Source organism: Pseudomonas sp. A-RE-22 (genome assembly GCF_019956035.1).
In the GTDB taxonomy this organism is placed as follows: Bacteria; Pseudomonadota; Gammaproteobacteria; order Pseudomonadales; family Pseudomonadaceae; genus Aquipseudomonas; species Aquipseudomonas brassicacearum.
Window position 1 is genome coordinate 1 of sequence record NZ_JAHBCZ010000036.1, and the last position, 24,827, is coordinate 24,827.

At 62.9% G+C, this 24,827-nt stretch carries 25 protein-coding genes; 14 read left to right on the forward strand and 11 right to left on the reverse strand.

What is annotated here, in order from left to right:
• The first annotated feature begins 289 nt into the window (after positions 1 to 289).
• Together amn and KGA89_RS18565 are read left to right on the forward strand one after the other, a co-directional pair.
• Positions 290 to 1,789: an AMP nucleosidase gene (gene amn, locus KGA89_RS18560; RefSeq protein ID WP_161796662.1), complete on the forward strand. Its 1,500-nt coding sequence runs from the start codon at positions 290 to 292 to the stop codon at positions 1,787 to 1,789.
• Between the two features lie 151 nt (positions 1,790 to 1,940).
• The gene (locus KGA89_RS18565) at positions 1,941 to 2,507 is read left to right on the forward strand and encodes a pseudouridine synthase (protein WP_161796661.1); all 567 of its coding nucleotides are present in this window, start codon (positions 1,941 to 1,943) and stop codon (positions 2,505 to 2,507) included.
• Here KGA89_RS18565 and KGA89_RS18570 read toward each other — a convergent pair.
• Together KGA89_RS18570 and KGA89_RS18575 are read right to left on the reverse strand one after the other, a co-directional pair.
• Entirely contained in the window at positions 2,502 to 2,711 is a 210-nt protein-coding gene (locus KGA89_RS18570; protein ID WP_003185724.1) for a DUF2788 domain-containing protein, read from the reverse strand. The genes KGA89_RS18565 and KGA89_RS18570 overlap by 6 nt on opposite strands.
• A gap of 199 nt (positions 2,712 to 2,910) precedes the next feature.
• Positions 2,911 to 3,390 carry an Lrp/AsnC family transcriptional regulator gene (locus KGA89_RS18575; protein WP_003185723.1) on the reverse strand — a complete coding sequence of 160 codons (480 nt, stop codon included), beginning with the start codon at positions 3,388 to 3,390 and terminating at the stop codon, positions 2,911 to 2,913.
• 414 nt (positions 3,391 to 3,804) lie between these two features.
• On the opposite strand from KGA89_RS18575, the gene KGA89_RS18580 reads away from it, so the two are divergent.
• A complete protein-coding gene (locus KGA89_RS18580) occupies positions 3,805 to 4,815 on the forward strand; it encodes a DUF6515 family protein (protein WP_223472236.1) in 1,011 nt (336 codons plus the stop codon).
• Positions 4,816 to 4,879: 64 nt separating this feature from the next.
• On the opposite strand, the gene KGA89_RS18585 is transcribed toward KGA89_RS18580, so the two are convergent.
• Together KGA89_RS18585 and KGA89_RS18590 are read right to left on the reverse strand one after the other, a co-directional pair.
• Positions 4,880 to 5,773 (reverse strand): cation diffusion facilitator family transporter, encoded by an 894-nt coding sequence (locus KGA89_RS18585; protein ID WP_223472237.1) that lies wholly within the window; start codon positions 5,771 to 5,773, stop codon positions 4,880 to 4,882.
• A gap of 28 nt (positions 5,774 to 5,801) precedes the next feature.
• Positions 5,802 to 6,221 (reverse strand): polyribonucleotide nucleotidyltransferase, encoded by a 420-nt coding sequence (locus KGA89_RS18590; protein WP_092149960.1) that lies wholly within the window; start codon positions 6,219 to 6,221, stop codon positions 5,802 to 5,804.
• A 95-nt stretch (positions 6,222 to 6,316) separates the two neighbouring features.
• Here KGA89_RS18590 and hrpB point away from each other — a divergent pair, with 95 nt between their 5' ends.
• The gene (gene hrpB / locus KGA89_RS18595; protein WP_223472238.1) at positions 6,317 to 8,833 is read left to right on the forward strand and encodes an ATP-dependent helicase HrpB; all 2,517 of its coding nucleotides are present in this window, start codon (positions 6,317 to 6,319) and stop codon (positions 8,831 to 8,833) included.
• Between the two features lie 129 nt (positions 8,834 to 8,962).
• Here hrpB and KGA89_RS18600 read toward each other — a convergent pair whose 3' ends face one another.
• Together KGA89_RS18600 and KGA89_RS18605 are read right to left on the reverse strand one after the other, a co-directional pair.
• The gene (locus tag KGA89_RS18600) at positions 8,963 to 10,042 is read right to left on the reverse strand and encodes an endonuclease/exonuclease/phosphatase family protein (protein ID WP_223472239.1); all 1,080 of its coding nucleotides are present in this window, start codon (positions 10,040 to 10,042) and stop codon (positions 8,963 to 8,965) included.
• A 90-nt stretch (positions 10,043 to 10,132) separates the two neighbouring features.
• A complete protein-coding gene (locus KGA89_RS18605) occupies positions 10,133 to 10,795 on the reverse strand; it encodes a YciC family protein (protein ID WP_223472240.1) in 663 nt (220 codons plus the stop codon).
• A 174-nt stretch (positions 10,796 to 10,969) separates the two neighbouring features.
• Here KGA89_RS18605 and KGA89_RS18610 point away from each other — a divergent pair, with 174 nt between their 5' ends.
• From KGA89_RS18610 to KGA89_RS18620, 3 genes are all read left to right on the forward strand, one after another.
• Complete coding sequence (locus KGA89_RS18610; protein ID WP_003205839.1) at positions 10,970 to 11,728, forward strand: DUF2076 domain-containing protein; 759 nt, start codon at positions 10,970 to 10,972, stop codon at positions 11,726 to 11,728.
• A 128-nt stretch (positions 11,729 to 11,856) separates the two neighbouring features.
• Positions 11,857 to 12,336: an NYN domain-containing protein gene (locus KGA89_RS18615; RefSeq protein ID WP_013694260.1), complete on the forward strand. Its 480-nt coding sequence runs from the start codon at positions 11,857 to 11,859 to the stop codon at positions 12,334 to 12,336.
• Positions 12,337 to 12,357: 21 nt separating this feature from the next.
• Complete coding sequence (locus KGA89_RS18620; protein ID WP_223472241.1) at positions 12,358 to 12,969, forward strand: PolC-type DNA polymerase III; 612 nt, start codon at positions 12,358 to 12,360, stop codon at positions 12,967 to 12,969.
• Positions 12,970 to 13,154: 185 nt separating this feature from the next.
• On the opposite strand, the gene KGA89_RS18625 is transcribed toward KGA89_RS18620, so the two are convergent.
• Positions 13,155 to 13,607 carry an Lrp/AsnC family transcriptional regulator gene (locus KGA89_RS18625; RefSeq protein ID WP_003205835.1) on the reverse strand — a complete coding sequence of 151 codons (453 nt, stop codon included), beginning with the start codon at positions 13,605 to 13,607 and terminating at the stop codon, positions 13,155 to 13,157.
• 161 nt (positions 13,608 to 13,768) lie between these two features.
• Between KGA89_RS18625 and yedA the strand changes: the two genes are divergently transcribed.
• The gene (yedA, locus tag KGA89_RS18630; RefSeq protein ID WP_003205832.1) at positions 13,769 to 14,671 is read left to right on the forward strand and encodes a drug/metabolite exporter YedA; all 903 of its coding nucleotides are present in this window, start codon (positions 13,769 to 13,771) and stop codon (positions 14,669 to 14,671) included.
• A 58-nt stretch (positions 14,672 to 14,729) separates the two neighbouring features.
• The gene (locus KGA89_RS18635; RefSeq protein ID WP_223472242.1) at positions 14,730 to 16,067 is read left to right on the forward strand and encodes a DEAD/DEAH box helicase; all 1,338 of its coding nucleotides are present in this window, start codon (positions 14,730 to 14,732) and stop codon (positions 16,065 to 16,067) included.
• Positions 16,068 to 16,188: 121 nt separating this feature from the next.
• Here KGA89_RS18635 and KGA89_RS18640 read toward each other — a convergent pair whose 3' ends face one another.
• Positions 16,189 to 17,424 (reverse strand): TIGR03862 family flavoprotein, encoded by a 1,236-nt coding sequence (locus KGA89_RS18640; RefSeq protein ID WP_223472243.1) that lies wholly within the window; start codon positions 17,422 to 17,424, stop codon positions 16,189 to 16,191.
• Between the two features lie 278 nt (positions 17,425 to 17,702).
• The gene (locus tag KGA89_RS18645) at positions 17,703 to 18,623 is read right to left on the reverse strand and encodes a histone deacetylase (protein WP_003205826.1); all 921 of its coding nucleotides are present in this window, start codon (positions 18,621 to 18,623) and stop codon (positions 17,703 to 17,705) included.
• Between the two features lie 73 nt (positions 18,624 to 18,696).
• Between KGA89_RS18645 and KGA89_RS18650 the strand changes: the two genes are divergently transcribed.
• The 3 genes from KGA89_RS18650 to KGA89_RS18660 all read left to right on the forward strand — a co-directional run bounded on the left by KGA89_RS18650 (position 18,697) and on the right by KGA89_RS18660 (position 20,830).
• Complete coding sequence (locus tag KGA89_RS18650) at positions 18,697 to 19,266, forward strand: GNAT family N-acetyltransferase (RefSeq protein WP_003205825.1); 570 nt, start codon at positions 18,697 to 18,699, stop codon at positions 19,264 to 19,266.
• Between the two features lie 104 nt (positions 19,267 to 19,370).
• Entirely contained in the window at positions 19,371 to 20,240 is an 870-nt protein-coding gene (gene tesB / locus KGA89_RS18655; protein ID WP_003205823.1) for an acyl-CoA thioesterase II, read from the forward strand.
• A complete protein-coding gene (locus tag KGA89_RS18660) occupies positions 20,237 to 20,830 on the forward strand; it encodes an HAD family hydrolase (RefSeq protein ID WP_223472244.1) in 594 nt (197 codons plus the stop codon). The genes tesB and KGA89_RS18660 overlap by 4 nt, the downstream gene beginning before the upstream one ends.
• Before the next feature lie 143 nt (positions 20,831 to 20,973).
• Here the strand turns inward: KGA89_RS18660 and KGA89_RS18665 are convergent, their stop codons facing one another.
• Both KGA89_RS18665 and KGA89_RS18670 read right to left on the reverse strand, forming a co-directional pair.
• Entirely contained in the window at positions 20,974 to 21,921 is a 948-nt protein-coding gene (locus tag KGA89_RS18665; protein WP_223472245.1) for an alpha/beta hydrolase, read from the reverse strand.
• Positions 21,922 to 22,806, reverse strand: coding sequence for a neutral zinc metallopeptidase (locus KGA89_RS18670; RefSeq protein WP_003205817.1), 885 nt, complete (start codon positions 22,804 to 22,806; stop codon positions 21,922 to 21,924). It abuts the gene before it with no gap.
• A gap of 211 nt (positions 22,807 to 23,017) precedes the next feature.
• On the opposite strand from KGA89_RS18670, the gene KGA89_RS18675 reads away from it, so the two are divergent.
• Together KGA89_RS18675 and KGA89_RS18680 are read left to right on the forward strand one after the other, a co-directional pair.
• Positions 23,018 to 23,794 (forward strand): IclR family transcriptional regulator, encoded by a 777-nt coding sequence (locus tag KGA89_RS18675; RefSeq protein WP_123351415.1) that lies wholly within the window; start codon positions 23,018 to 23,020, stop codon positions 23,792 to 23,794.
• Positions 23,795 to 23,856: 62 nt separating this feature from the next.
• Positions 23,857 to 24,735, forward strand: coding sequence for a DMT family transporter (locus tag KGA89_RS18680; protein WP_003205814.1), 879 nt, complete (start codon positions 23,857 to 23,859; stop codon positions 24,733 to 24,735).
• Positions 24,736 to 24,827 lie beyond the last annotated feature (92 nt).

Here is a 24,827-nt window from a genome sequence, read left to right on the forward strand (position 1 = left end):
AAGCTCAGCTCCCACAGAACATCCCAGAGTCCATGTGGGAGCAAGGCTTGCCCGCGATGACGGAGGTACATCCAGCATCTGTGGTGACTGATACACCGCTATCGCGAGCAAGCCCAGCTCCCACAGAGCATCCCAGAGTCCATGTGGGAGCAAGGCTTGCCCGCGATGACGGAGGTACATCCAGCATCTGTGGTGACTGATACACCGCTATCGCGAGCAAGCTCGCTCCCGCAGGGAATCGATCGAGTCCACTACGCCACTGTTCCCGTCGGGCGGCGATGCAGGCAAGATGAAGGCCTGCAAGTCAGAACACAGGAAGCTGATCGTGACCGAAGCGTTTATTGTCGTTCAAACCGCCGAACAAGCCGTGGATCGTCTGGCGGCCCTGCACGAGCGTGCGACCACCGCGTTGAACCAGGCGCTGATGCGTTATCTCAAGGACCGCGTCGAGCCGGATGCCGAACAGCGTGCGTTGTTTCGCTATCCGGCCTTGCGGCTGACTTATCACTGCCACGGCGAAGTCCCGCAAACCACGCGTGCCTATGCCAAGGTCCAGTTGCCCGGCACCTACAGCGTCACCGTCACCCACCCCGCCGCTTTCCGTAAGTACCTGCTGGAACAGCTGGTCCCGCTGATGCACGACTTTACCGTCACCGTGGAAGTGGGCGTCAGCGAGCAGAACATTCCGTACCCGTACGTGGTGGAGCAGGGCGACGAACTGGCCGGCTCCGGCGTGACCGCCGCCGTGCTGGCGCGGGTTTTCCCCAGCACCGACCTGTCGGCCGCCACCGATGGCATTGCCGACGGCCTCTATGACTGGGAAAACACCGACCCACTGCCCTTGGCGCTGTTCGACGCCGCGCGGGTGGATTTTTCCCTGCGCCGGCTGGTGCATTACACCGGCAGCGACTGGCGCCATGTGCAGCCGTGGATCCTGTTGACCAACTATCACCGCTATGTCGACCAGTTCATCGTCCATGGCCTGGAGCAACTGCGCAGCGACCCGCGCTTTGTGCGCATGGTCCTGCCGGGCAACGTGATCATCGACAAGAACATGGAGCACAGCGAAGCATCGGCCATCGCCGCCGGTGTGGTCTGGCACCGCTACCAGATGCCGGCCTATCACCTGCAGACCAATGATGGCCATGGCGTGACCCTGGTGAACATCGGCGTCGGCCCTTCCAACGCCAAGAACATCACCGACCACCTGGCCGTGCTGCGCCCGCATTGCTGGCTGATGATTGGCCACTGCGGCGGGCTGCGGCAGTCCCAGACCATCGGTGACTACGTGCTGGCCCACGCCTACATGCGCCGCGACGGCATTCTCGACCGGGTGGTGCCACCGAACATTCCGATTCCGGCCCTGGCCGAAGTGCAGATGGCGCTTCAACAGGCCGCGGCGAACATCACCGGCGAAAAGGGCGACGAGCTGAAAAAGCGCCTGCGCACCGGCACCGTGCTGACTTACGACGACCGCAACTGGGAGCTGCGCTGGGCCCAGGAGCGTCCGCTGATCAACCTGTCCCGCGCGGTGGCGGTGGACATGGAAAGCGGCACCATCGCTGCCCAGGGTTATCGCCTGCGGGTGCCTTATGGCACGTTACTTTGCGTCTCGGACAAACCGTTGCACAGCGAAATCAAGCTGCCGGGCTCGGCCAACGCGTTCTATGAGCGAGCGGTCAACCAGCACTTGAAGATCGGCATCGAGGCGTTGGACTTGTTGCGCACCGAACTCAACTCGTTGCATTCGCGCAAGCTGCGCAGCTTCGACGAGCCGCCGTTCCGCTGATGCCCCGTTGGAGGGGATGGTGGTTATTTAACGGTCGGGCCACTAGCATGGTCGGCCCTGACCGTTAGATATTGTATTCGCCATGCCCCGTCCTCCACGCCCTGCTTCCCGTCGCCCTGGCGCGAAGCTTCCAGCCTCCGCCCCGCGCCGTGTGGCCAAGGCCCCGCCGGCCGAGCCGAAGCTGATCCTGTTCAACAAACCCTTCGATGTACTGACGCAATTCAGTGACGGTGAAGGGCGGGCGACGCTCAAGGATTTTATCGACGTACCGGGCATCTACCCGGCCGGACGACTGGACCGCGACAGCGAAGGCTTGCTGTTGCTGACCAACGATGGGCAGTTGCAGGCGCGGATTGCCGACCCCAAGCACAAGCTGGCCAAGACCTATTGGGTGCAGGTGGAGGGCGAGCCGAGTGCCGAACAGTTGCAGCGATTGCGCGATGGGGTGGAGTTGAACGACGGCATGACCCTGCCGGCCGAGGCGCGCTCATTGGATGAGCCGCAACTGTGGCCGCGCAACCCGCCGGTACGTTTTCGTAAAAGCGTGCCCACGAGCTGGGTGGAGCTGGTGATACGCGAGGGGCGCAATCGCCAGGTACGACGCATGACGGCCGCCGTGGGTTTGCCGACATTGCGTCTGGTACGGGTCAGGATCGGCGACTGGACGATCGAAGGGCTCGATCAGGGCCAGTGGAAGGAAGTGCCAGCGCGCTTATAACGCCCCGGACTCGATCAGGCCGATCACCACGCTCTTGATGACGAACGCGGCCACGCCGAGGCCCAGCACGAAAAACAGAATGAACGAGCCGAAACGTCCGGCCTTGGACTTCTTCGCCAGATCCCAGACGATGAAACCCATGAAAATGATCAGGATGCTGACCAGGCCGGTCATCATCCACTCTTCGAAAACAGCAGGATCCATCAGGACACTCCGGCGTGGGCGGGGTTGAAAAGGCGCGGCGAGTATAAGGCATGGGACGCGGGCGCGGGATTGGCCTGCGGCGGTGTGTCGCAGCTATTCATCGGCTGGGCTGACGCCATCGCGAGCAGGCTCGCTCCCACAGTGGATCTGTGTCAGGGCGCAATTCCTTGTGGGAGCGAGCCTGCTCGCGATGGGGGTTTCAGCTGCGCAGATGAGTCAACGGCAGTTCGGTGCTGTTGAGTACCTGGTTCAGCACAAAACTTGAACGCACGCTGGTGACGCCATCGATCCGGGTCAGGTGCCCCAGCAGCAGTTTCTGGTAGTGGTCCATGTCCGGCACCACCACCTTGAGCTGGTAGTCCGCGTCCATCCCGGTCACCAGGCTGCACTCCAGTACTTGCGGCAGGTTACGGATGGCGGCTTCGAAGTTCTCGAAACGCTCGGGGGTGTGGCGGTCCATGCCGATCAGCACATAAGCCGTCAGGCTCAGGCCCAGCAGCTTGCGGTCGAGCAGGGCGACCTGGCGGGTGATGTAGCCGTCATCCTCCAACTGCTTGACCCGTCGCGAGCAGGGGGAGGGCGACAGGCCGATGCGTTCGGCCAGTTCCTGGTTGGAGATGCGCGCGTCGCGCTGCAATTCCGCCAGAATGCTCAGGTCGTATCGGTCGAGTTTGCTCATCGGTCGGGCCTTTATCTTGATAATTGCGGAAGATTATCTATCCGAGGTTAAAAATTGCGCAAGTGGTGTTTATTTCCGCAATCTTCGCAATCATCTGTCGGCACCTCAGGTTTACTCTTATCACCAAGATCACTGCTCGGACAAACAGTCCAGTGCAGCCCGCCCAATCAGGCCGGCTGCGGTCGCAGTACCCACCGGTACTGGCAGACCCCCGAGCTGCACACTGTCCAGAAGACGGCGTGAGGTGAGCCGACGTCATAAGCGTCGAGCACGGACGAAATTCTCAAGGGGAGGCCGACGGGCCTCCCTTTTTTAATGCCTGCGAAATAAACCCCGTGGCTGATAACCTATCGCAGAACCGGCCTGGGCTTTTCCAGTCTTACTATCAGGCCCTGAACCGTTGTGAGGAATTTCATGAAGTCGCGCATCTGGCGTTTGGCAGGTGTTGGTCTGTTGTGGGCAAGTGTCAGTGCGCAGGGTATGGCCGACGATCAGCAAAACCGTGGCGGCCCCGACGGCGGTCGTGGTCAGGACGGACGCGGCGGCAACGGCCAGGGTTACTCGGGCCAGCCACGGGCGCAGAGCAACGAAATCATTCGGGGCGACAACAGTCGTCAGTTCGAGGTCAAGCCACAGCCGCAATACCAGGGCGGCCAGCGCTATGATCGTGGCCCTCAAGACCCCAACGACCATGGCCGTCCGCAGCCGCAGCCCGGCAACAACCTGCCGATCCAGGGCCGGCCCGACAGCGTGACCCAGACCCGCGAACCGCAACCAGGGTATTACCGCGATGTCCCGCGTCGCAACGACGGTTATCCAAACGGCGGGCCACGCCCAAGCCACGACAATCGTCCCGAGCAGCATTGGCCCGGTCGACCGGACGGCCATGGCAACGGCTGGGGCCCGGGACCGCAGTATCGCCCGGGTTACGTGATCGACCGTTTCCCGGATCGCAACTACCGCGTGCCCTATCGCGGCCAGGATTATTTCTACTCGGGCGGCTACTGGTATCGCCCTCAAGGGCCGCGTTACATCGTGGTCGAGCCACCGCGGGGCATCCGTACCCGTTACCTGCCCGATTACGCCAGGGAAGTGTGGATCGGCAGCTCGCTGTTCTTTCTCGCTGCCGGCGCCTATTACATCTACGAAGCCAGCACCCAGGACTACGTCGTGGTCGAGCCGCCCGTGGCCAACCCGCAGCCTCAACCCCAAGGCAACAGCTTTGACGTGGTGGCCTATCCGGCTAACGGCCAGTCGCCCGAGCAGGTCAATCAGGATGGCTACGACTGCTATCGCTGGGCAGTGCAGCAGAGCGGTTTCGACCCGCGCAACTACAGCTACCCACCGGCGCCGGAAGTGGTGCAGGCCTATCGCCAGGCCCAGGGGAGTTGCTTGAGTAGTCGTGGGTATCAGGTGACGTACTGAGACGCGGTAAAGATCGTGCGGACGCTGCTTTTTGTGGCGAGGGGATAAATCCCCTCGCCACAAGTTATGCGCTGACGGCTTTTACCACTTCCGACGGATCGGCATGCACCAGCACTTCGGCCTTCGGATAAGCATGATGGATCGCATCGGCGGCCTGGTCGCTGATGCCGTGGGCCACTGACAGGGTCAGTTCTCCCGGCAGCTCCAGGTGCAGTTGCACGAACCAGTGGTTGCCGGAGATCCGCGTACGCAGGTCATGGGCACCGAGCACGCCGGGCACGGCGCAGGCCAGTTCCAGCATGTGCTGGCTGACGTCGGGCGGCAGTTCCTGATCCATCAGCACGGCAAAGCTTTCCCGGGCGATCTGGACGGCGCTCCACAGAATGTAAATGGCGATCCCCAGGCCGAACCAGGCATCGAGTTGATACCAGCCGAACCCGGCCAGCACCAGCGCGACCAGGATGCTGCCGTTGAGCAACAAGTCGGAGCGATAGTGCAGCGAGTCGGCGCGCACGGCGTTGGAGCCGGTGGCGCGGATGACCCGATGCTGCAACGCCAGCAGCGCCAGGGTCAGCCCCAGGGAAAACACGATCACGCCGACGCTCAGCCAGGGGGCATCCACCGGCACCGGATTTTTCAGCCGCTCGAAAGCCTGCAAGGCAATCAATACCGCACTGCCGCCGATAAACAGCGCCTGGGCCATGCCGGCCAGGGATTCGGCCTTGCCATGACCGTAGCGATGGTCATCGTCGGCGGGGCGCAGCGCGTAATGCACCGCCAGCAGATTGAGCAGCGAGGTGACGCCGTCCAGTGCCGAGTCGGTCAGGCCGGCAAGCATGCTCACCGAGCCGCTCAGCCACCAGGCCAGGGCCTTGGCGACGACCAGGGTAAGCGCCACGGCCACCGACGCCCGGGTGGCCAGGCGCAGCAGACGGGCGTGTTCGGTGCTGGTGGTCATGGTGCGGTCGTTCCTTGGGTGGCGCCTGTCATGCGGCGGGCTTGAGGCCGAGGGCAGCCAGTTGTTGCGCGCTGCCCTTGTGCTGGATCAGCCGAGGATCGTCCAGCGGGAAGCTGCGGCCCAGTTCGCGTTCCAGGATCGCCTGCAACACGTGGTTATTGACGGTGCCATCGGGGTTGATGGCCGGCTTGAGTTTCTCTGGCTCGATCTGGACGCTCTTGCCCGGCTCGAAGTAAATGGCGCCGGTGGCGAAGTCCACGGCGAACGCGATCAGGCCGGGGATGATGTAGAACAGCAGGCCGACGGCATCGAGCGCGGCAATCGCCGGGTCGATCTTGCCATCGATCTGGCCGCGACGGTCCGGGTAGAAGATCGAGCCACAGGCGCTGATTTGAGTCAGCAAGGAGGCGACCAGGACGCCACCGATCACGCGAAAGGGAATACGCATAGCAATCTCCTGAACAGGTAAAGGCGTTGCTGGTTGGAGTCCAGACCACGCTAAACAGTTCGCCGTTATACTCGGCCCTCTGTTTTGGAGCCAGCATGATTTCTTTGCCGATTGATGAAGTTTTACCCGCCCTGCGTCAAGCCTTGGCATCGCGCCACGAAGCCGTGCTCGAAGCGCCGCCCGGTGCCGGTAAAACCACCCGTGTTCCCCTGGCCTTGCTGCACGAGCCCTGGCTGGCTGGGCAGACCATCCTGATGCTCGAACCCCGGCGCCTGGCGGCACGGGCGGCGGCCGAGCGGCTGGCCAGCGAGCTGGGGGAAAAGGTCGGTGAAACCGTCGGCTACCGGATTCGCCTCGACAGCAAGGTCGGCCCCAAGACCCGCATTGAAGTGGTCACCGAAGGCATCCTCACCCGGCGCTTGCAGGACGACCCGGCGCTGGAAGGCGTGGGGCTGCTGATTTTCGATGAATTCCATGAACGCAGTCTCGACGCCGACCTGGCCCTGGCCCTGAGCCTCAACGGTCGGGAGCTGTTTCGCGAAGACCAGCCACTGAAGGTCCTGCTGATGTCCGCCACCCTGGAAGGTGAGCGCCTGGCCGGGTTGCTGGACAACGCGCCGATCCTGCGCAGCGAAGGCCGCATGTTCCCGGTGACGGTGCGTTGGGGCCGGCCGTTCCAGCCCGGCGAGTTCATCGAGCCGCGGTTGGTGCAGACCGTATTGGATGCACTGGGGGATGAAACCGGCAGCGTCTTGGTGTTCTTGCCCGGGCAGGCCGAGATCCGCCGGGTCCATCAGCAACTGGCCGAGGCCTTGGGCGAGGGTGGCAATGTGTTGCTCTGTCCGCTGCACGGTGAACTGGACCTCGCCGCCCAGCGCGCCGCCATCGACCCCGCGCCACTCGGCCAGCGCAAAGTGGTGCTTGCCACCAACATCGCTGAAACCAGCCTGACCATCAATGGCGTGCGGGTGGTGATCGACGCCGGACTGGCCCGGGTGCCGCGTTTCGACCCGGGCAGCGGCATGACCCGACTCGACACCCAGCGCATTTCCCGAGCCAGCGCTACCCAGCGGGCTGGTCGGGCCGGGCGTCTGGAGCCTGGTGTCTGCTATCGATTGTGGTCCGAAGACCAGCATGAGCAATTGGCCGCCTACGGCAGCGCGGAGATTCTGTCGGCGGACCTGGCCGGATTGGCCCTGCAGTTGGGACGCTGGGGCGTGACGCCGCAGCAATTGGTCTGGCTCGACATTCCGCCCACCGCTGCGTATGCCCAGGCCCAGGACCTGCTGCAACGCCTGGGCGCGCTGGAGGGCGAGCAACTGACCCGCCACGGCCAGGCCATGGCCGAATTGCCGGCCCACCCGCGTATCGCTCATCTGCTGCTGCGCGGTCAGGCGCTGGGACTGGCGGACATGGCCTGCAACGTCGCCGCACTGTTGGGCGAGCGCGATATTCTGCGCGGCGCCGGCGCGGATCTGCACAGTCGCCTGGCCTTGCTGTCCGGCGAAGAACGAGCCGCGCGCGGCGCCCAGGGCGGGGTGCAGCGGGCGCGACAACTGGCCCGGCAATATCGCGGTTACCTGCGGGGCAAGGCCGAAGAAGCCGTGGTCGATCCCGATCATCCGCGCTGGCTCGGCGCGTTGCTGGCGTTGGCCTACCCGGACCGCGTCGCCCAGCAACGCCGGCCCGGCGGCGCCGAATACCGTTTGGCCAACGGCCGTGCGGCGCTGTTTGCCGAGGCTGACAGCCTGATGAAACAAGCGTGGCTGGTGATCGCCGACCTGGGCAGCCGTCAGGGCCAGCGCGAAGAGCGGATCTACCTGGCGACGGATTTCGACCCGGCGCTGTTCGATTCGGTGCTGGCTGAGCAAGTCCGTGTTGTGGATCAACTGGATTGGGACGAGCGCGAAGGCGTGCTGCGCGCCGAGCGCCAGCGCAAGGTCGGCGAACTGGTGCTCAGCCGCGAACCGCTGACCGGCCTGGATGAGTCGGCCCGTAGCCAGGCCCTGGTGAACCTGGTGCGGCGCAAGGGCTTGGAATTATTGTCCTGGACCCCGGAACTGCGGCAATGGCAGGCGCGGGTGGCGCTGCTGCGCCGCCTGGACCTGGACGCCAAGGGCGAGAGCGAATGGCCGGATGTCAGCGATGGCGCATTGCTGGGCAGCCTAGAGCATTGGTTGATGCCGTATCTGGGCCGAGTCTCGCGCCTCAGCCATTTTGCCAACCTGGATTTGTCGAGCATCGTTCACGCGCTGTTGCCCTGGCCCCTGCCGCAACGCTTGGATGAATTGGCGCCGCACCATTTGAGCGTGCCCTCGGGGTCGTCGATCCGCCTGGACTACAGCGAGCATCCGCCGATCCTGGCGGTGCGCTTGCAGGAGCTCTTCGGCCTGGCCGACACCCCGCGCATCGCTGGCGGGCGCCAGGTGGTCAAGTTGCACTTGCTGTCACCGGCGCGCCGGCCGGTGCAGGTCACCCAGGATCTGGCGAACTTCTGGCGCAGCACCTACGCCGAGGTGAAGAAAGACCTCAAGGGGCGCTATCCCAAGCATTACTGGCCGGACGATCCGCTGGTGGCGGAGGCGACGGCGCGGGTCAAACCGCGTAAGTGAGCTGAGGATATTCAGGATATGAAATACAAACTCTGTGGGAGCCGAGCTTGCTCGCGATAGCGGTGTGTCAGTCAATGACCGTGCTGCTGATCCACCGCAATCGCGAGCAAGCTCGGCTCCCACAAAGGGCTAAGGCGCTGCCGGCAACAGGAACCGTGCAATCACCGGCAAGTGATCGGAGATGCGCAAGGTATCGTCCTGCCTTACCTGGGCTTCGACCCGTTTGAGGCGCGGGCTGTAGAAGAGGTAGTCGACGGTGCGGTCGGGGCCGTTGAGGCCGGGGTCGTTCGGGTAGTGGGTCAGCCAGTGTCCGCGGTCGATACCGCTGGCCTCGTTGTTGGTGGGGATCATCGGGTATTTGTCCCACAACAGGTGCAGGGGGCTGTCGGCGGAATAGGGCGTGCGTTGCTCGGCCGGCAGGCGCCGGTACTGGCCCAGGGGCAGCAGGTTGAAGTCGCCGCCGATCAGCCAGGGTGTGCCAGCGGATTCGAGTTTATCCAGGGCCTTGGCCACGGCGGTGATTTGTCTGGGTAGGGTTTCGTCTGGCTCGGTGGCCCGTTCCAGGTGGGTGTTGAGCACCGCCAGTCGGCCGCCGCCGCTCAGCGGCAGATAGCTCACCAACAAGGCATTTTTCGGCTGGAACTGACAGCTGATGATGTTGGCGTCGGCCACCGGCAGTTGTACCCGTTCGGCATGGTCGATGCGGTAGCGACTCAGGGTCGCCAGTTGCCGGCCGACGCTGCCGAAGATGTGTGGATCGGGGGTAAAGTCGGCCTTCCAGTCGAAGGCGCTGGTGCCGCACGGATAGAGGTCGGCCAGCCGCTCCTGCAACAGCTTGAGCTGGTCCTGGTAATCGCTGGCCTTGGCGCCCTTGTCCAGTTCCTGGAGCAGCACGACGTCCGGCTGCTCGTCGCGGATGACCCGTGCCACTTCGTCGAGGCTGAAGGCCATGTCTTCCAGGGTCGGGCTTTCATCGTTGCCCTGGGCCAGGTCGTGCCAGAACACGTAGCGTTTGCCGGCGAGGAACTGGACGTTCCAGGTCATCACCTTCAAGGCCTGGCCGGGCGCCAGCGGTGCTGCGTTGGCGGTGCAACTGACCGGCAAGGTTTCCCGGGGCTGTGGCCGCCAGGTCAGGCCGTAGATCGACAGGGCGGCCAGGCTGAGGATCAACAGCAGGCCCAGAAAGGTGTAGCGCAGTAGACGGGTCATGGCTCGGCTTATGGGCGAAACGCGAAAGTGATCCCGAGCATAACCGAGAGCGGTTCTCAAGCCCAAGCCCAGGGCCTTCGCAGTGTGCGATCAGCGGTTGTCAGGCTTGGCTTCGATCAACATGAACATGCGGAACAGCACCACGCTGGTGAACAGTTGCAAGAAGCTGTGGACGCTGTCGATCAGCAGGCTGAGCACAGGGTTCTGAGGAGGTGGATATACCGAGACGCTGACGCCCTTGAGCAGCCACAGCGGGCCCATCACACAGAGAATACACAGCAGGACCCGCCAGAAGTTGCCGCGGGACATGTTCAGGCTTTCCCTCATCGCCGCCAGGGGTGTCAGGCCCCTGAGGACCAACAGGTATTCACTGAAGGCCAGGGTCACCATCAGCCACAGGCCCGGCAGGAAGTACAACGACAGTCCCACCAGGATCAACAGCGTGTTGAGGGCCGTCAGCAAGGCAAAGCGTGGCCACAGGGTGAGGGCCGTTGCGAGCAGGTCACGGGTGCGTGGTGCTTCACCGCGGCTGCGGGCGTCGAGAAACAGGATCAACGTTGCGGTGTACAAGGGGTACACCAAGAGCCCGACGATCACGCTGTAGCCGGGGAAACCCTCGGGGCCGACGGCGCTGTCCACGCCTTGCTGCAGCAAGGCCTCGAGTATGACCAGCGGCAGGCACAGCTGGGCGATCCGGCCCAGATGGCGCTTGAAGAAATACAAAGAGTCGCGCAGCACGTCAAACGGATTCATGAGTCGGTATCGCAGTTCAAAAGCGGTCTGACACTTTAACCGATCAGGCGCCCGCACAAGCAAACGTAAACATCAGGTAAAGACCATTGAAACCTTTGCGGCGAGCCCCATTACTGGTGGGCACCGGTCTTCAGGACCGGAATGGTTTCTACCCGGCAATCTAATGAGGTCGCCATGAACAGCGAAGAACAAACCCTGATCGATGGACTGTTTTCACGGCTGCAACAGGCCGAAAAGGATTCAGCCCCGCGCGACGTCCAGGCCGAGGCGCGGATCAAGGAACACCTGGCCAGCCAGCCAGCGGCGGGCTATTTCATGGCCCAGGCGATTCTGGTGCAGGAGGCCGCGATCAAGCGCCTCGATGAACAGAACAAGCAACTCGCCCAGCAGGTCGAGCAATTGCAGGCCGAGCTGCAACGGGCCCGTTCCCAGCCATCGGCACCCAGCGGTGGCGGAGGCTTTCTGTCGAGCATTTTTGGTGGCAGCGCCCGGGATTCACGCCCGGCAAGCACACCGACGTCCAGTGGGGGAGGCTGGCGCGAACCGGCACAGCCGTCCTTCAATGCCCAGCCCCAACAGGGCTTCGGCGCGCCGCCCGGCAATTATGGCGCACCGCAACAGCAGGCCCCGGCTGCGGGCAGCTTCCTCGGCGGCGCCCTGAAAACCGCGGCAGGCGTGGCCGGCGGTGTGATGCTGGCCCAAGGCATCAGCAGCCTGTTCCACAGTAACCAGCAACCCCAGGAAATCGTCGAGGTCATCAAGGAGGAGCCGGCTCAACCGGTCAACGACACCGCCAACAGCGGCGACAACGGTTGGGGCGATGACCAACGGGTGGCCGATAACGACGGCTATGGTAATGACCCGGGAGGTTTCAGCGACGCGGACTACAGCGACGATTCATCTTCCTTCGGCGACGACGACTCCTTCGTCTGACCTGCCATTCGTCCGGGGCGCATAGGCGCCTCGGGGCGATTATTCGCGGAACAATCCTTCGGGCTGGCATACTGGGCGACTTTTCGGCCCAGGTGGTCTGCGTGCGTGTGCATCCAAGAGGAAACGCGGTGAAAAAAATTGCAGTGTTCGCCGATGTCCAGAACCTCTACTACACCGTGCGCCAAGCCTACGGTTGCCATTTCAACTACGCCGCGCTGTGGGCTGATGTCAGCAAGCAGGGGCAGATCGTCGAGGCCTATGCCTACGCGATCGATCGCGGTGACAGCAAGCAGCAGCAATTCCAGCAGATCCTGCGCAACCTGGGCTTTATCGTGAAGCTCAAGCCCTACATCCAGCGCAGCGACGGCTCGGCCAAGGGCGACTGGGACGTGGGCATCACGCTGGACATCATGGACGCCGCCGACCACGTCGACGAAGTGGTGCTGGCCTCCGGCGACGGCGATTTCGACATGCTGCTCGAACGGATCATCCAAAAACACGGCGTGCAGGCCGTGGCCTATGGTGTGCCGGGGTTGACCGCCAACTCGCTGATCCGCGCTGCCAGCCGCTACGTGCCCATCGAAGGCGCGTTGTTGCTCAAGAATTGATTTTCACGGAGTTCAAAAGGTTTGGAACGCATCGCAGTCATCGACTTTGAAACCACCGGGATCACCCCGAGCAGCAGTTGCCGGGCTACTGAAATCGCGGTGGTGATGCTCGAGCAAGGCCGAATCGTCGATCGCTACCAGAGCTTGATGAATGCCGGTGTGCGCATCCCTGCGTTTATCGAGCAACTGACCGGCATCAGCAACGCCATGCTGCGCAGTGCCCCGTCGGCGGAAAAAGTGATGAACGAGGTCAACGAATTCGTCGGCATCACACCGCTGCTGGCGCACAACGCCGCGTTCGACCAGAAGTTCTGGGATTTCGAACTGGGGCGAATCAAGCGCACCCGCCTGCAGAATTTTGCCTGCTCACTGTTGCTGGCCCGACGCCTTATGCCAGCGGCGCCGAACCACAAGCTCGGCACGCTCAACACGTTCGCCGGCCTGCCCCATACCGGCCAGGCTCACCGGGCCATGGCCGACGCCGAAATGGCCGCCAACCTCACCGCGCACCTGGCTTCGCAACTGCGGCAAAAGCATGGGCTGCGGGAGTTGTCCCATGATCTGTTGTGCAGTTTGCAGAAAGTGCCGGCGGCGAAGATCAACGAGCACCTCAAGCGGCATCGCGGGTTCTAAACACACCGTCGAACCAAAACTGTGGGAGCGAGCTTACTCGCGATAGCGGTGCGTTCGATCGTTCCCATGCTCCGCGTGGGAATGCCTCATCGGACGCTCCGCGTCCGGCTTCGAAGGGACGCGGAGCGTCCCCAGCTGCGTTCCCACGCAGAGCGTGGGAACGATCAAACTGTGGGCGATCAGTGTTACTTCCCGTTGCCTTCCAACTGCCCCAGCGGCACGCGCTTTTCAATGGCGCTGGACAGCACGATCGAGGTCTTGCTGAAGCCGAACTTGGCGATGCGGTTGATCAGCTCTTCCAGTTCCGGCATCGAGCCAACCGCCGCTTGCATGATCACGCACGGGTCTCCGGTGACCCGGTGGCACTCGGTCAGTTGCGGGATCTTGCACAGTTCGTCGTAGGTCTTCTGGTTGCCATGCTGGTTCATCCGCAATTCGATGACGCACTGCACCGGCAGGCCGATCTTCGCCATGTCGACTTTGGCTTGATAACCGGTGATGACGCCGCTGGCTTCCAGTTTGCTGACCCGCTCGGCTACGGCCGGGGCTGACAGGTTCACTTTGCGGGCCAGTTCGGCGTAAGACGCACGACCGTTTTCCAACAGGGCGCTGAGCAGCATGCGGTCGTATTTATCCACGGTATGGCTTCCTGTTGGTGTGACTTTCGAAAACACGATTTATAGCGTTGATATCCGTGTTTTGAAAAGTGTACGGCTCGGATAAACAGGTTTTGTAACTTATTTTCCGTCTTTCGCCTTTCTAGAATAACGTCTCTCATTGTCCTGACTTCGAGCTGAACATGCCCGGCCCACGCCGTTTTCCCTTGCCATTGATTGCTGCCTTTTTTGCCTTGTACGTCATCTGGGGTTCGACCTACCTGGTGATTCGCATCGGTGTGGAGCATTGGCCGCCGCTGTTGCTGGCCGGGATTCGTTTTGTGCTGGCCGGTTCGCTGATGTATGGCTTCCTGCGCTGGCGCGGGGCACCGGCGCCGACCTGGGCGCAATGGAAGGCCGGGGCCATCATCGGTGTGTTGTTGCTCAGTTTCGGCAACGGCGCGGTCAGTGTGGCCGAGCACACGGGCGTGGCGTCCGGGGTGGCGGCGTTGGCGGTGGCGACGGTGCCTTTGTTTACCTTGCTCTGCGGATATTTCTGGGGCGCGCGTAATACCCGTCTGGAATGGGCGGGGATTGTGCTGGGGTTGATTGGCATCGCGATGCTCAACCTGGGCTCCAACCTGCAGTCCAGCCCGTTGGGTGCGACCTTGCTGGTATTCGCGGCGGCGTCCTGGGCCTTCGGTTCGGTGCTGAGCAAACACGTGCCGTTGCCGGCAGGGGCGATGGCCAGTGCCGTGGAAATGCTGGTAGGCGGCGTGGTGCTGTTGATCGGCAGCGTGGCCAGCGGCGAGCACCTGGACAGCATGCCGCCGCTGGAAGGTTGGTTTGCCTTGGCTTACCTGACCTGCTTCGGCTCGATCGTTGCCTTCAATGCCTACATGTACCTGCTCAAGCATGTGCGTCCGGCGGCGGCCACCAGTTATGCCTACGTCAACCCAGCCGTGGCAGTGTTGCTGGGGATCGTGTTCGCGGGTGAAACCATTGGCGCTGAAGAAAGTCTGGCGATGCTGGTGATCATCAGTGCCGTGGTGCTGATCGGTTTGCCGCAGTGGCGCAAACCCAAGCCTGCGCCGGCCGCTTCCTGATTTAGGGTAAACTGCCGCGCATTGCACACCTTGCGCTGATTTTTCCTACGGTACTTCCATGACTTTCGCCACCCTTGGCCTGATCGAACCCTTGCTGCGCGCCCTCGAGACGCTCGGTTACCAGACCCCGACCCCGGTGCAGGCCCAAGCCATGCCGGCGGTGCTGGCCGGTCGTGACCTGATGGCCGCGGCCCAGACCGGCACCGGCAAGACCGCCGGTTTCGCCGTGCCGCTGTTGCAGTTGCTGGCCACCGAAGGGCCGAAGGTCTCGGCCAACTCGGTGCGAGCGCTGATCCTGGTGCCGACCCGTGAGTTGGCTGAGCAGGTCCATGAAAGCGTGCGTCAGTACGCGCAAAACCTGCCGCTGAGCACCTACGCTGTGTACGGCGGTGTCAGCATCAACCCGCAAATGATGAAGTTGCGCAAAGGCGTCGACCTGTTGGTCGCCACGCCAGGGCGTCTGCTCGATTTGTTCCGCCAGAACGCGCTGAAGTTCAATCAGCTGCAGACCCTGGTGCTGGACGAAGCCGATCGCATGCTCGACCTGGGCTTCTCCGAGGAACTGGCGAATATCTACAAGGCACTGCCGAAGAAGCGCCAGACGCTGCTGTTCTCGGCGACCTTCTCCGACGCGATCCGCCTGCTGGCCGGGCAGATGCTCAACGATCCGCTGAGCATTGAAGTGAGCCCGCGCAACGTCGCCGCCAACACCGTCAAGCAATGGGTGGTGACGGTGGACAAGAAGCGCAAGCCGGAATTGTTCGTGCACCTGATGCGCAAGAACAAGTGGAAGCAGGTGCTGGTCTTTGCCAAGACCCGCAACGGCGTCGATGCGCTGGTGGAGAAACTCCAGGGCCTGGGCATCAACGCCGACGGCATCCACGGTGACAAGCCCCAGGCCACCCGCCAGCGCGCGCTGGACCGCTTCAAGGCCAGCGAAGTGCAGATCCTCGTGGCGACCGACGTCGCCGCCCGTGGCTTGGATATCGAGGATTTGCCGTTGGTGGTGAATTTCGACCTGCCGATCGTGGCCGAGGACTACATCCATCGCATCGGCCGTACCGGTCGGGCGGGCTCGACCGGGGAAGCGATTTCCCTGGTCTGCGCCGACGAAGTGAACCTGCTGTCGGCCATCGAGATGCTGACGCGCCAGACGCTGACTCGTCAGATGGAACAGGATTTCGAGCCTGAGCATCGGGTTCCGGACACCGACGCCAGTGGCCAGGTGATCAAGAAACCGAAAAAGCCGAAGAAACCGAAAACCTCCGGTGGCGGCGGCAAGCGCAACCTGGGCAAGTGGGTGGACAGCGGCGACTCCTCGCCTGTGGAACCTTCGGTCAAGCCTGTGCGCAAAGTGCCGGTGTTCAATACCGGGCCGCGTAAGAAAAAACCCTGATATTAAGGCATTAGTGATCGTTCCCACGCTCTGCGTGGGAATGCCGCCCGGGACGCTCTGCGTCCCAAAAGCCGAACGCGGAGCGTCCGCAGAAGCATTCCCACGCAGAGCATGGGAACGATCACTGCCTCAAGAATTCCAGCATGCCTAGCCCCGCCGCCCGGCCACTGGCAAAGCACGCCGTAAGCAGGTAGCCGCCGGTCGGTGCTTCCCAATCGAGCATTTCCCCGGCGCAGAACACGCCGGGCAATTGCTTGAGCATCAGGCGTTCATCCAGGGCTTCGAAGGTCACGCCACCAGCGCTGCTGATGGCTTCGTCCAAGGGGCGGGTCTTCACCAGGGTGAGTGGCAGGGTCTTGATCGCCTGGGCCAGCCGCGCTGGGTCAGTGAAGCACTCGGCCGGTGTGAGCTCGCGCAATAGCGCAGCCTTGACGCCGTCGATCCCCAACTGGCTGTGCAAGTGCTTGGCCATCGAGCGGGAGCCGCGAGGTTTGTTCAGGGCCTGGAGGATTTTATCCACAGGCCGACCGGGCAGCAGGTCCAGATGGAGGGTTGCGCTGCCGTGCTGGTTGATGGCTTCGCGAATCGCTGCCGACAGGGCGTAGATCAGACTGCTTTCGATGCCGGTGGTGGTGATCACGCATTCGCCGAGGCGTGGTACATCGTCGTTCAGGCCGATGGCGATGTTCTTCAGCGGGGCGCCAGCGAATTTGCTGATCATCAGGTCGCTCCAGGCCTCTACCTCGAACCCGCAGTTGCTCGGTTGCAATGGCGCCAGGGTCACACCGCGTTGTTCCAGCGGCAGCATCCAGGCGCCGTCAGAGCCCAGGCGCGACCAACTGCCGCCGCCCAGGGCCAGCAGTGTCGCGTCGGGGCGTAGCGTTTTCTCACCTTCCGGACTCGCTATGCGCAGGCTGCCATCGGGGTTCCAGCCGAGCCAGCGGTGGCGCGTGTGGATCGCCACGCCGGCATCGCGCAGGCGCTTGAGCCAGGCGCGCAGCAGTGGCGCGGCTTTCATGTCGGTAGGAAATACCCGCCCGGAGCTGCCGACAAAAGTGTCGATGCCCAGCCCGTGAATCCATTCGCACAATTGCTCGGCGCCGAATGCCCGCAGCAGCGGGGCAATGTTCGGCGCACGTTCGCCGTAGCGAGAGAGGAAGGCCGGGAAGGCTTCGGAGTGGGTGATGTTCATGCCGCCCACGCCGGCCAGCAGGAATTTGCGGCCCACCGAGGGCATGCCGTCGTACAGGTCGACTTGAAGGCCCGCCTGGCTTAGCACCTCGGCCGCCATCAGACCGGCGGGGCCGCCGCCGATGATGGCGATGTTTGGGGCGGAAGGCTTGGCGGTCGAGGTCATGATTTGAACTGTGGGGGCTGGAGTAGGCGGGGCATTCTACCAGCACAACTCTTTGTGGGAGCGAGCTTGCTCGCGATAGCGGTGTGTCAGTGACATTCATGTAGCTGACCGTCCGCTATCGCGAACAAGCTCGCTCCCACAGGGGGTGGGTGGTGCTTTCAAAGAGGTGATCAAAAAACAGCCAAGCCTCTGTACGCCACAGGCAGCATAGCCTGTAGGTCGTTTCGCTCAGGTTATCCACAGGCCGCTCCACAGGCATTGTGGGTAAAGCCCAGGTTTCAGTGACAACCTGATGACGTCCAGACCCTTTGTGCGCTGTGGTGCAGGATTCCGTGGCGGCGGGCCAGGGCCTGGCGGTCCTTGCTGTAGCCGCCACCGATCACGCCGACCACCGGGATATCGCGCCCCAGGCAATGGCGCATGACGCTCTCGTCCCGGGCGGCGAGGCCTTCGTCGGTCAGTTTCAGGTAGCCGAGGGCGTCATCCTTGTGTACGTCGACGCCGGCGTCATACAACACCAGGTCCGGCTGATAGAGCGGCAGCAAGTAGTTGAGCGCATCGTCCACCACCTTCAGATAAGCCGCGTCTTCCATGCCCATCGGCAGGGGGATGTCCCAGTCGCTTTGCGCCTTGCGTGCAGGAAAATTCTTTTCGCAGTGCAAGGAAACTGTCACGGCGTCCGGGGTGTCATGGAGTATTCGGGCGGTGCCGTCGCCCTGGTGCACATCACAGTCGAAAATCAGCACCCGCGAGACTCGGCCGCTGGCCAGGAAATAGCGGCTGATCACCGCCAGGTCGTTGAAGATGCAGAACCCGGCCGGGTGGTCGTAGTGGGCGTGATGGGTGCCGCCGGCCAGGTGGCAGGCCAGCCCATGCTCAAGGGCTTGTTCGGCGGCCAGGAGCGAGCCGCCCACGGCGCGCACCGTTCGGCGGGCCAGGGCTTCGCTCCAGGGCAGGCCAAGTCGCCGTTGGTCCTCACGGGACAACTCGCCGCCCATGTAGCGTTCGATATATGCACGGTCGTGGGCCAGGGCGAGAATGTCCGGCGGACACAGCGACGGGCGCAGCAGGTCGGCGTCGCGGGTCAGCCCGCTGTCCACCAGGTGATCGCGCAACAGGCGAAACTTGTCCATGGGGAAACGGTGTTCCGCCGGGAAGTCGGGGCTGTAGTCTTCGTGATAGATCAGTGGCAGCGACATGGTGTTTTCAGTGACGATTGAGTGACGGATCCTACCAGCGATGTAGACTCTGGGGCATGGAAAGGGAGTGAAAATGGAGCCGATACTGGAACTGGAAAGCGCGCGGCTGCTGTTGCGGCAGTGGCACGATGATGACTTGCCGGAATTTGCCGCCATGTGCGCAGACCCGCAGGTGATGCGTTATTTCCCGGCGCGCCTGAGCCGCCTGGAAAGCGCTGCCCTGATCGGTCGCGTGCGGGGGCATTTCGCCGAGCATGGTTTTGGTTTGTGGGCCTTGGAACGCAAGGACACTGGCGCCTTCATTGGCTTTACCGGGCTGGGTGTGGTCGGGTTCGATGCGCCTTTCACACCGGCTATCGAGATCGGTTGGCGCCTGGCCCGGGAACACTGGGGCCTGGGGTATGCCAGCGAAGCGGCCTGGACCGCCCTGCGTTGTGCTTTCGACCAGTTGACGCTGGACGAAGTGGTGGCGTTCACCGCCGTCGACAACCTGCCATCGCAAAAGGTCATGCAGGCCATTGGCATGCAGCACGACCCGGCTGACGATTTCGAACACCCGACACTCGCCGTCGGTCATCCATTGCGTCACCATGTGCTCTATCGCATCAATCGTGAGCAGTGGTTGCAGACCCTGCACGGTTAGCCGACACGGACGTTTACAATGCCCGCCAAAATGGCCCGGGCCACTATCGATCCGCCGCCGCAGCATAGACTGCGCGGTTTTTGCGCTGTGTGAGGAAAGTCTGAATGAGCCACGTGTTGGAAGATCTGGTCGACCTGCTGACCCTGGAACCGATCGAAGAGAACCTGTTTCGCGGGCGTAGCCAGGACCTGGGATTTCGCCAGTTGTTCGGCGGCCAGGTCCTGGGCCAGTCGTTGTCGGCGGCCAGCCAGACCGTGGAAGAGGCGCGCCATGTGCATTCGATGCACGGTTACTTCCTGCGTCCGGGCGACGCCGCGCTGCCGGTGGTCTACCAGGTGGACCGGGTGCGCGACGGTGGCAGCTTCAGTACTCGCCGGGTGACGGCGATCCAGAAGGGCAACCCGATTTTCACTTGCAGTGCGTCATTCCAGTACGACGAAGAGGGCTTTGAGCACCAGAGCAGCATGCCGCAAGTCGTCGGGCCGGAGAACCTGCCGTCCGAGCTGGAACTGACCCAGCAACGTGCGCACCTGCTGCCCGAGCACATGCGCGAAAAACTGCTGTGCCCCAAGCCGATCGAGGTGCGCCCGGTCACCGAAAAAGACCCTTACAACCCGCAACCGGCGGACCCGGTCAAATACGTGTGGTTCCGTGCCGATGGCGCCCTGGCGGATTCGCCGGCCTTGCATAAATACCTGCTGGCCTACGCGTCGGACTTCGGCCTGTTGACCACTTCGTTGCTGCCCCACGGCAAATCGGTGTGGCACAAAGATATGCAGGTCGCCAGCCTCGATCACGCCTTGTGGTTCCATGCCGACCTGCGCGCCGATGACTGGTTGCTCTACGCCATGGACAGCCCGTGGGCCGGCAACTCCCGCGGGTTTTCCCGTGGCAGCGTGTTCAACCGCGCCGGGCAACTGGTGGCCTCGGTGACCCAGGAAGGCTTGATCCGCCATCGCAAGGACTGGGCATGAGCCTGGCCGAGGTTCGTCACTGGGTATTCGACATGGACGGCACGCTGACGATTGCCGTGCATGACTTCGCGGCGATCCGCGTGGCCCTGGCGATTCCGGCCGAAGACGACATCCTCACCCACCTGGCGGCGTTGCCGGCTGATGAAGCTGCGGCCAAGCATGCCTGGCTGCTGGAGCATGAACGGGACCTGGCGCTGGGCTCCAGGCCCGCGCCGGGGGCGGTTGAACTGGTGCGAGAGCTGGCCGGGCGCGGTTATCGCCTGGGCATCCTCACCCGCAACGCCCGCGAGCTGGCCCACGTCACCCTCGAAGCCATCGGCCTGGCGGACTGCTTCGCCGTGGAGGATGTACTGGGCCGCGACGAAGCACCGCCCAAGCCCCACCCCGGTGGCCTGTTGAAGCTGGCCGAGGCCTGGAACGTGGTGCCCGAGGCGATGGTGATGGTGGGCGATTACCGCTTTGACCTGGACTGCGGGCGTGCGGCGGGCGCACGGACGGTGCTGGTGAACCTGCCGGACAATCCGTGGCCGGAGCTGACGGATTGGCATGCGCGCGATTGTGGGGAGTTGCGGCGGATGCTGTTGGCTTGAGCGCTGGGTTGACTGCTCGATCGCTATCGCGAGCAAGCTCGCTCCCACAGTGAATTTGTGTCGAGCACAGATTTTGTAATCGACAGAGAACCCCTGTGGGAGCGAGCTTGCTCGCGATAGGTCCCTGTCATTCGCTACAAAACTCACTGACCAAACAACACCTTCAGCCCCTCAGGCGAAGTCAACATCCCATCCCCGTTATGCCCCACCCCGGGCACTTCGATCAGCCGCTGGTTCAACCCCACGGGATGGCGCCGGGTCAGGTAGTCGAAAAAGAAATGCCCGCGCAGTAACCGATACGGCCCCTGGGTTTGTGCTTCGCAGCCTTTATCCAGCGCCGGATGTTCCGGGTCTGTGTCTTGTTGCCCGAGCAAATAGACGATGTCGCGCTTGACGTAGTTCTCTTCCAGTTGCGCGGGTGTTTGCCCCGCCGCGTAGGCTGGCAAGTTCTGCGGGCCGTACTTCCAATGATTGAAGCCAGGGCAACTGGCCGGGTCGAAAGCCATGGGCCGTTGCGCATCGAAGTAGGCATAGGACGACGGGTTGGCGATGACAAAGCGTGGGTTGATCCGGTACTGGCTGTGGGCGAGCAGAGCATAGCGCTGCACGACCTGGGCGCCGCCGGAATGGCCGGCGATGACGATCTCTTTCACTTCGGGAAACTGTTGCCGGTCACTGACTCGCGCAACGATGTCGTCGAGTACCTGGTAGGAACTGACCGGGTTCGGCCCTGTGGATAAACCACCGGCCATCCAGTCGTTGCCTTGCCAGCGCAGGATGTCATTGGGCAATTGATGGCGCGCCACGTCCTGTTCATTGAGGAACTGCGGGGCGATGATCAGGGTGGTGCCCAGTTGCCCGGCCTGCCCGGCAGCCTTTTCGGCGCTGTGCAGGTAGGTGTCGGCATTGCGCAGCCGACCGTGGAGGATGATCAACACGCGCTGGATGGACGCCGGCGGTGGGCTTACGCCGACGGCCAGGGCACCACCCTTGAACTGCAGTCGCCCTTGGGCGACCACGTTGACGCCGTGTTCCTCGGCCTGGGCAACGGCGCAGCACAGCACCAGCCCGATCAACGCCCCCCACTTCATCTACAGGGTTTTCGCCGCGAACGTGTCGCACTGGCTGACCTGGCCCTGGGCGAACCCGGTCTTGAACCAGCGCACTCGCTGCGCCGAAGTGCCGTGGGTGAACGAGTCCGGCACCACGCGGCCCTGGCCTTGTTGCTGCAAGCGGTCATCGCCGATGGCATTGGCGGCATTCAAGGCCTCTTCGATGTCTCCCGGCTCCAACCAGTTCAGGCGTTTTTGCGCATGGTTGGCCCACACACCCGCCAGGCAATCGGCCTGCAACTCCTGGCGTACCAACAAGCCGCCATCGCCCTCCATCTGCCGCCCTTGCTGGCGTGCTTCCTGGATTTTCGCCGACACGCCGAGCAGCGTCTGCACATGGTGTCCGACTTCGTGGGCAATGACGTAGGCCTGGGCGAAGTCTCCGGCGGCGGCGAAGCGTTGGGACATTTCCTTGAAGAAACTCATGTCCAGATAGACTTGCCGGTCTGCCGGGCAATAGAACGGACCGGTCGCCGACGAGGCAAGGCCGCAGGCCGAGTTGACCCGGCCGCTGAACAACACCAGTTTCGGTTGCTGGTATTGGCGTCCGGCCTGTTGGAAAACCTGGCCCCAGGTGTCTTCGGTATCGCCAAGGATCGAGCGCACGAACTCGGCCTGTTCATCGTTGGCCGGTGGCGCCTGGCGGGTCTGTGAAGAGGTGGGTGCGGATTGATCCATCTGCCCGGCCAGTTGGCCGAGAATCTGCATCGGGTCCTGGCCGGTGATCCAGCCGATGCCGACGATCAGGAGGACGGCCGTCAGGCTCAAGCCCTTGCCGCCGCCGAAACGCATCCCGCCACCGCCCCCACCGTCACCGCGAGCGTCCACCACGTTGTCACTGCGGCGACCTTTTTTCCATAACATGTGGGCGTTCCTCTGATTGGCCGGGGTGTCACTGTATTGCCGTTGCGGTGAGTCTAGCTTTTGGGGCGTCAGGATGCGCGTGATGCCTGAGCTTTCAGGCAACCGTCGCGGGGTTTGGTTCATCAGCGCATGAATGAATGGCGCACCGGTTCCAGAATTTGCATTACACTTTGCATATTCTAGAATCGACGAACTTACCTTTGGATCGCTCATGGCCGGCAGTCAAATCGAACGGGTTTTCAATGTGCTGGAAAGCCTCGCCAGCGACCCTCGCGGCTGGCCGCTGCTAGGCTTGGCCGAACAGTTGCAGATTCCCAAGAGTGCCACCCACCGTTTGCTCGCCGAACTGATGCGCCTGGGCTATGTGCGCCAGAATCCCGAGAACCTGCGTTATCACTTGTCGACTCGCCTGGTCGCCATGGGCTTTCGTTATCTGTCGCGAAGTGGAGCCGACATCGTCCAGCCAGTGCTCGATCGCCTTGCACAGGAAACGGGTGAACTGGTGCGCCTGGGTGTCATCGAAGGGGAGTGCCAGACCTGGATCGCCAAGTCTCAGGGGGCCCGTTCCGGCTTGCGCTACGACCCGGACATGGGGCGTGAGACGCCGTTGTCCTATACCGCGTCGGGCCATGCCTGGCTGGCTTGCATGAGTGACGCCGAGGCGTTGGCACTGGTGGCGCGCCAGGCTGTGCAAGTGCCGGCGGACGCCGGGCCAAACGCACCACGCAGCCCGGCTGAACTGCTCCAGTACCTGCACCAGGCCCGCGAGCAAGGCTATGCCTGTGTCGAGGAAAGCTCGGCGATCGGCACGTCGGCCATTGCCGCTGTGGTTCGTCATCCATTGGATGGCCGAGTCATCGGCGTATTGAGTGTTGCCGGCCCCAGCGCACGGATGACGCTGGCGCGGTTGCACGAGCTGGCACCGACCTTGCTGGCGTTTGCCGAGGAGCTATCGCAAGCCAGTCAGGCCTCGGAGTTGTTCAGCTGAATGCGGTCTCATCCGTCACAGGCAAGCCTTGCTCCCTACATCACGCAACGCAGGATTCCTACATGACCGTCAGCACTCCGCTTTCCGGCGTCAATCAGGCTTTCAAGGGCATCCTGCTTATTCTGGTGGCGACGTTTCTGTTCTCCAGTCATGACGCCTTGTCGAAATATCTCTCGGGTTTCTACCCGATCATCATGGTGGTCTGGGCACGTTACGTGGTGCACACGTTGTTGATGGCGGGTATTTTCCTGCCGCGCTCGGGGTTGCGGGTCCTGCGGACCAAGCGTCCTTTGTGGCAACTGGCCCGGGCGCTGTGCCTGCTGGGCACCAGCCTGTTCTTCACCACGGCGCTGTTGTATATCCCGTTGGCCGAGGCGACGGCGGTCAACTTCCTCGCGCCCGTGCTGGTCACCGCGTTGTCGGTGCCATTGCTGGGCGAACACGTGACACGCGGCCAATGGATCGCGGTGATCTTCGGCTTTATCGGGGTGTTGATCATCGTCCATCCGGGTGGGGATCTGTTCACCCCGGCGGTGATATTGCCGTTCTGTTCGGCGCTGTTCTTCTGTTTCTACCAACTGCTCACGCGCAAGCTCAGCGAGATCGACAGCCCGACCACCAGCAACTTCTTCGCTGGCCTGTGCAATACGTTGGTGATGAGTGCGCTGGTGCCGTTCTTCTGGCAAGTGCCGAGCCTGTTGCACGGTGCGATGATGCTGGCGCTGGGTGCCTGCGGGATGACGGCGCACCTGATGCTGACCCAGGCCTTCCGCTTTGCCGCCCCGGCGCTGCTCGCGCCATTCGGGTACTGCCAGATCGTGTTTGCCGGGCTGCTGGGCTGGTTGTTGTTCAACCACACGCCGACGCTGACCACCGTGGTGGGCATCACCTTGATCTGCTTGAGTGGGTTGGCGGCGGCGTGGCAGCAGCGGCGGGCTTAACACCGATTGTGAAGGGGGTAATTGTGGGAGCAAGGCTTGCCCGCGATGAAGGCGCTTCGGTTCACTTGGGACCGTATCGTCTTCATCGCGGG